Origin of the sequence: uncultured Tenacibaculum sp. (assembly GCF_947495995.1) — a bacterium.
In the GTDB taxonomy this organism is placed as follows: Bacteria; Bacteroidota; Bacteroidia; order Flavobacteriales; family Flavobacteriaceae; genus Polaribacter.
In genome coordinates, this window is sequence record NZ_CANMAX010000022.1 from 1 (window position 1) to 5,460 (window position 5,460).

The following is a 5,460-nucleotide window of genomic DNA, read 5'->3' on the forward strand; positions in this document are numbered from 1 at the left end:
CAATCGATAAGCTTGACTAAACTTCATTCTTACCTTTAGTTAATTTTAATCCTGTTTTTACCTAATTTTAGTTTCAATCAATAAGTGTGTTTAAAAACCAAAAGTCTGACTTATTGCATACAACGGTTTCGTATAACCGTCAGTTACGGGTTAATTTGCGTTAATATTCGGTTAAGAACTGGCGTTAGTAATTCCGAGTGGATTCGGACGTAGTCGAATCCGCCGTAATTGCGGTTATACATTGTTGCCAACAGTATTTTATTCCCATAATTCAAATTTTCCGTCTTTTAATTCATATATTTTGTCGGAAACTATATGGTCTCCAGTTTCATTTATTTCTTTGATAGATTTCTTTAGTTTATCAATATTTTCCTTGTCATTTGTTCCAGTTACTAGAATAACATCTCTAGCTGGAATTCCGATTATTAAATTTCCATTCACGGGAAAATTTTCTTTATTCCAAATGTCAAATAGAATTAAACTTGATTCATAATCTCCACCTGCTGTTAACATAAAGTATCCATTTTCTCCGTGTCTTTCCATTTTTGAAACGACAGAATTCAGATTTTCGATTGCTATTTCTCTAATAGATTCAATGTCAGAATCCAACTTTGAATATTCTTCTTTCGTGAAATATCCAATCGTATTTTCTTTATCTTCTGCATAAAAAATATATAGTTCCGAGTTGTATTTTTCATAAACGTGAGTGTTCTCGAAGTCCTCAATTATTTTAGAGCTCTCAATTAAGTACCTTTTGTCTTTGATAACGGGCACTATTCTTTCTTTTTGTAAAGGTTCTTGAGGAAGAAAAAGGTCTTTTGCAGAAAATGTATATTTTTCAATAACTTTTTTCAAATCCTTTGGGTCATTTTTATATTCCGCGTAAGAATTGTCCAGAAAATGACGGTAATTGTCAGAATCTTTTAGTTTCGTAGTGACTTCAAGTCCATTGATAGAAACTAATTCCAAACCGTTAACTTTCTTTCTTAATTCAGTGAAAAATTTTTCGGAAAATTCCGATTCCGTTAAGTTAGATTTTGATTTAAAAAATGAAAGCATAAATGTTTGCGATTTGGTTTTTATATTGTTGGCAACGGTTTGTGTATTGTTATTTGCGCTTTTTTGATTGTAAAGTAAATTAAAAGTGATTGACTTTTGGTTTTGCGAGATTTAGTCCGAAGAAATAAATCCGCTAGCAATTAATTATACATTTTGTTACCACACGTTTTTATAGTTTTTCCATTTCTCCAAATCCAAATGTTCTATCAGATAGGTTTGAATAATAGACATAATTTCCGTTTTCAAGCACATCGATTATTTTAACATCTATTTTTTGTCCAATTAAATATTCATGTTCTTGTTTAGAGACTTTTAAATAAGTCAAAACGTAATTACAAGGTGAAATCCACTCAATTCTATAAATTAATTTAGAATCTTTTGTTTTCTCAATTTGTTTTCGTTTTCGCCTTATAATTTTCACATCACGGTATTCAGGATTTATATATCTGTATTTTCCTTTTCCAAAGTCTGCAACACAATTAGAGTCAATTTCAGTTAGAGATTCATATTTTGAATTCACAATTGTAAATGGGTAGTCAAAACATTGGTTACTAAATTTGCTTCCTGGTAAAAAGTCAATTCCTTTCCGATATTCGATGATCTGTTTTATTATGTCTTTATTTTTATAAGTCGTTCTTTCTGGGATTTCAGTTACAGAGATTGTTTCTGCATTTTCTCCAATACAAATTTTCACATAAAGGTATTCAACAACTTCGACATCATTGACGAAAAAGTATTGTTGAATTTGAGAAAAAGTCAAATAAGATTGTAAAATCAAAATCAGAAATATTGCTTTTTTCATAGTTTTGGTTAAATGTGTGGTAACGTTTTGTGTATTGTTATTTGCGATTTTTTAATTGTAAAGTTAATTAAAAGTAGTGGACTTTTGGTTTTGTGAGATTTAGTCCGAAGGAATAAATCTGTAAGCAATTAACTATACATTTTGTTGTAAAACGTTTTTTGCATTATAAATACGTTTCAATTTTTTTCATTTCGTTCACTATCCAATGATTTTCAGGCAAACAGTCCAGTAATTCTCGAGGAACAACTCGGTCAATTTCTGGAAACTTTTTATACCATTCCAGCACATATTCAAAATGTTGTTCTCCAATTTTTTTATTACCTAATTTATACTCACAATAACCAATTTGTTCAATTAGTTTAGTATACCTCCAAATCTGGAATTCTTTTAACTTTTTCTTATTTACTTTATTATAATTCTCAAGAGCCAATTCCAATTGATCCAAGTCGTGGTAACAATGAGCTAAATATAATTGAGGTAATACATTGTTTTTATCCAATTCGATTGCTTTTTTGAAATTCCAAATTGCAGTTTCGATATTTTCTTTCCAGTCATCAGATTCATAGTCTAAAAGTCCAAGTACGTGATAGCAATTTGAGTCCTTTTCCGAATATTTATCCAACAATGATTTGATTTTAAAACGTAAAGTATCTTTCTCCGATTTGTGTTCAGTTAAACTGAATTCATCATATTTTTCAAATATTTTCTTTCTAATATCCAATTCTTTCAAAATGTTTTACAACGGTCTTGTGTATGAAACGTAGCGTTTAAAAAAACACTAACTTTTCTGATTAACACAGAGTCGAATTTTTATATTTTGTTTTTAAATTTTCCTTTTTTAAAAGCCAAGTTAAAAATTTCGCGGACTTTCTAAATATACACAAACCTTTCGGTTAATCACTTTTTAGCTATGTTTTATACACCGTGTTGTAGCCAGTTATTTTTCTTATAATTTTCTATTATATGGTTAATAAATTTTTCTTTCTTATTTCTTATCATTTCAATCTGTTCTCCTTCGTATAAAGCTGAATGAAATTCTCGTAAATTATTGTCACTCCAAATAGATAACTCTACGATTATTGGGGTAAGTGCGATTCCTTTGTCTGTTAAAGTATAGATGTTTGTTTTTTTGTTTTCAGGAAGTTTTCCTTTATTTATAATCTTAAATTGTTCCAGCATTTTTAATCTTGAAGACAAAATATTTGTTGCTATAGCCTCATCACTCTCCATAAAGTCTTTAAACGTTTTTTTTCCTTCGGTCAACATTTGTTTAATAATTACTAAAGACCACTTATCTCCAACTACATCAATAGCACTGGTAATAGGGCAATTACATCTAAAATTCTGTTCCATTTTACATTATGTTATCTACAAATTGATGTGTCAAATATACTAATTATATATTTATTACTTGTAAAATAAAAGTTATTTATTATCTTTGCTTGCATTTAGCAAGTAATGTTTTAGTGTAAATATAAAATTTAATAAAAATGAAAAAAGTATTGGTAACAGGAATCTCAGGTTATGTTGGATTACATACTGCCGCTGAGCTATTAAAAAATGGATACGCAGTTCGTGGTTCAGTAAGAAGTTTATCTAAAACAGCAAAATTAACAGAAGTTCTTCAAAAAGAAGTTGATCCTAAAGGTAATTTAGAATATTGTGAATTGGACCTTTTAAAAGATGACGGTTGGAAGGAAGCAATGGAAGGTTGTGATTATGTATTACACATAGCCTCTCCATATTTTGCTACGGAACCAAAGGATGAAAATGAAATGATAAAACCAGCTATTGAAGGAACGCAACGCGCTTTAAATGCTGCTAAAAAAGCAGGTGTTAAACGTTTGGTTTTAACATCTTCTACAGTAGCCATGCTAGGTGAAGGTAATAAATCGATTAATGTAAATCCAGATACTTGGACAAATCCAAAAGCAAAAGGAATGTCGGCTTATATAAAAAGTAAGACGTTAGCGGAAAAAAGTGCATGGGATTTTATTAATGCACAAACTGGGAGCAACAAGTTAGAAATGGTTGTTTTAAATCCAGGAGCTATTTGGGGACCTAGTTTATCTGGTACTTTAGCCGGTGAATCTATAGAATTGGTTAAAAAAATGATTACTGGTAAAACACCAATGCTAGCAAAAGCAGCTATGAATATGGTTGATGTTAGAGATGTTGCTAAAATTCACGTCCAAGCATTAGAAAACCAACAAGCAAACGGAAAGCGATTTATTGTTGCCTCTGAAAGAGCATATTCTTTTAAAGAAATGGCCAATATTTTAAAAACAAACGGATACAAAAAAGTAAGTACTATAGAGGCGCCAAATTTTTTATTGAAAATTATGTCCAATTTCGTTCCTGATGCAAAAGCAATGAAACCTTTTATAGGAAATACTTATAGTGCTGATGTAAGTAATACCATGAAAACATTCAATTGGAAACCAATGGACTTTAAAAAAACAGTTTTAGAAACAGCTGAATATATAAAACCACTTATTTAATCAAAAAGTAAAAAATAAAAAGTAAGATAATGGAAATTTTAGTATTAGGAGCAACAGGAAACACAGGCTCACTTATTGTAAATCAATTAAAAGAAAAACAAGTAGACTTTGGTATCATGGCTACTAAAAATAGTGATGTTGCGAAGTTGGGATTACAACAAAACCAAATCCGTATTGGTGATTTTAATGATATTGAATCATTAATCACTGCTTTCGAAGGTGTAGAAAAAATATACGTATTAACACCTATACATCCTAAAACTCAAGAATGGGTAGAAAATATAGTTTCTGCAGCCAAAACAGCAAATGTTAAGCACCTTGTTAAACAATCTGGTTTTAAGGCCAGAAAAGATGCGCTATCTGGACCTATACGTGTACATGCTATTACAGATGAATTAATCAAAAATTCTGGTTTAGATTATACGTTAATCCAACCCAATATGTTTTTTCAATATTTTTATCTAAATCTTGAAACAATTAATACTGAAGGAAATTTTTATTCTTGTTTTGGGGACACAGCACTTAGTTTAGTTGATATTAATGATGTAGTTGATATAGCGGTTAAAGCATTGACAGAAGATGGACATGCGGGAGAAACATATTGTCTTACTGGGCCAGAATCACTTACGTCTGCGAAGCATGCAGAGTTATTAACGGACGCTAGCGGGAAACAAATTAATTATGTGAATATTCCGAAAGAAGCTTTAATTGGAGCTTATAAACAAGCAGGATTAGGAGATTGGTTAGCTGTAGAATTTGGAGAAATGTTTGAATGGTTTACCGTAGGAGATTACACTTCGGTAACCAACACTGTTGAAACAGTTTTAGGAAGAAAACCACGTTCGTTTACTGATTTCTCTAAAGAAATGGCACATTCTATAGAAAAATAATTAATTGTAGCTTTTTTTAAAAAGCTCTATTGTATATGCTTGAAATTAATATAAGTCATTGTTAATTAAATCTCTAAATATAAGTATCACTCGAGTTTTAGTTAAAGTTCGAGTGTTTTTTTAATTGGCTACAACGTTGTGTATAAGCTGTCGTTTTAATGCAGTTTATACGTTGTTGTGTGCAGTAAATATAAAGAAAATCCTAAAG

At 30.3% G+C, this 5,460-nt stretch carries 6 protein-coding genes; 2 read left to right on the plus strand and 4 right to left on the minus strand.

Annotated features, from left to right (window positions below; all coding sequences use genetic code 11):
* Positions 1-258: 258 nt before the first annotated feature.
* The 4 genes from Q1A15_RS20835 to Q1A15_RS20850 all read right to left on the minus strand — a co-directional run bounded on the left by Q1A15_RS20835 (position 259) and on the right by Q1A15_RS20850 (position 3,214).
* A complete protein-coding gene (locus tag Q1A15_RS20835) occupies positions 259-1,059 on the minus strand; it encodes a DUF1444 family protein (protein WP_299628360.1) in 801 nt (266 codons plus the stop codon).
* 169 nt (positions 1,060-1,228) lie between these two features.
* Positions 1,229-1,861, minus strand: a complete 633-nt coding sequence (locus Q1A15_RS20840; RefSeq protein WP_299628362.1) for a hypothetical protein — start codon at positions 1,859-1,861, stop codon at positions 1,229-1,231.
* A 163-nt stretch (positions 1,862-2,024) separates the two neighbouring features.
* Positions 2,025-2,582, minus strand: a complete 558-nt coding sequence (locus Q1A15_RS20845) for a hypothetical protein (RefSeq protein ID WP_299628364.1) — start codon at positions 2,580-2,582, stop codon at positions 2,025-2,027.
* A gap of 194 nt (positions 2,583-2,776) precedes the next feature.
* Complete coding sequence (locus tag Q1A15_RS20850) at positions 2,777-3,214, minus strand: helix-turn-helix domain-containing protein (RefSeq protein ID WP_299628366.1); 438 nt, start codon at positions 3,212-3,214, stop codon at positions 2,777-2,779.
* 137 nt (positions 3,215-3,351) lie between these two features.
* On the opposite strand from Q1A15_RS20850, the gene Q1A15_RS20855 reads away from it, so the two are divergent.
* Both Q1A15_RS20855 and Q1A15_RS20860 read left to right on the plus strand, forming a co-directional pair.
* Positions 3,352-4,362 (plus strand): aldehyde reductase, encoded by a 1,011-nt coding sequence (locus Q1A15_RS20855; RefSeq protein WP_299628368.1) that lies wholly within the window; start codon positions 3,352-3,354, stop codon positions 4,360-4,362.
* A gap of 29 nt (positions 4,363-4,391) precedes the next feature.
* A complete protein-coding gene (locus Q1A15_RS20860; RefSeq protein WP_299628370.1) occupies positions 4,392-5,252 on the plus strand; it encodes an SDR family oxidoreductase in 861 nt (286 codons plus the stop codon).
* Positions 5,253-5,460 lie beyond the last annotated feature (208 nt).

Bases quoted from the DNA above. Each gene is read 5' to 3' on its own strand.
- Q1A15_RS20835 (WP_299628360.1), bottom strand. From the start codon at position 1,059: ATGCTTTCATTTTTTAAATCAAAATCTAACTTAACGGAATCGGAATTT.
- Q1A15_RS20840 (WP_299628362.1), bottom strand. From the start codon at position 1,861: ATGAAAAAAGCAATATTTCTGATTTTGATTTTACAATCTTATTTGACT.
- Q1A15_RS20850 (WP_299628366.1), bottom strand. From the start codon at position 3,214: ATGGAACAGAATTTTAGATGTAATTGCCCTATTACCAGTGCTATTGAT.
- Q1A15_RS20855 (WP_299628368.1), top strand. From the start codon at position 3,352: ATGAAAAAAGTATTGGTAACAGGAATCTCAGGTTATGTTGGATTACAT.
- Q1A15_RS20860 (WP_299628370.1), top strand. From the start codon at position 4,392: ATGGAAATTTTAGTATTAGGAGCAACAGGAAACACAGGCTCACTTATT.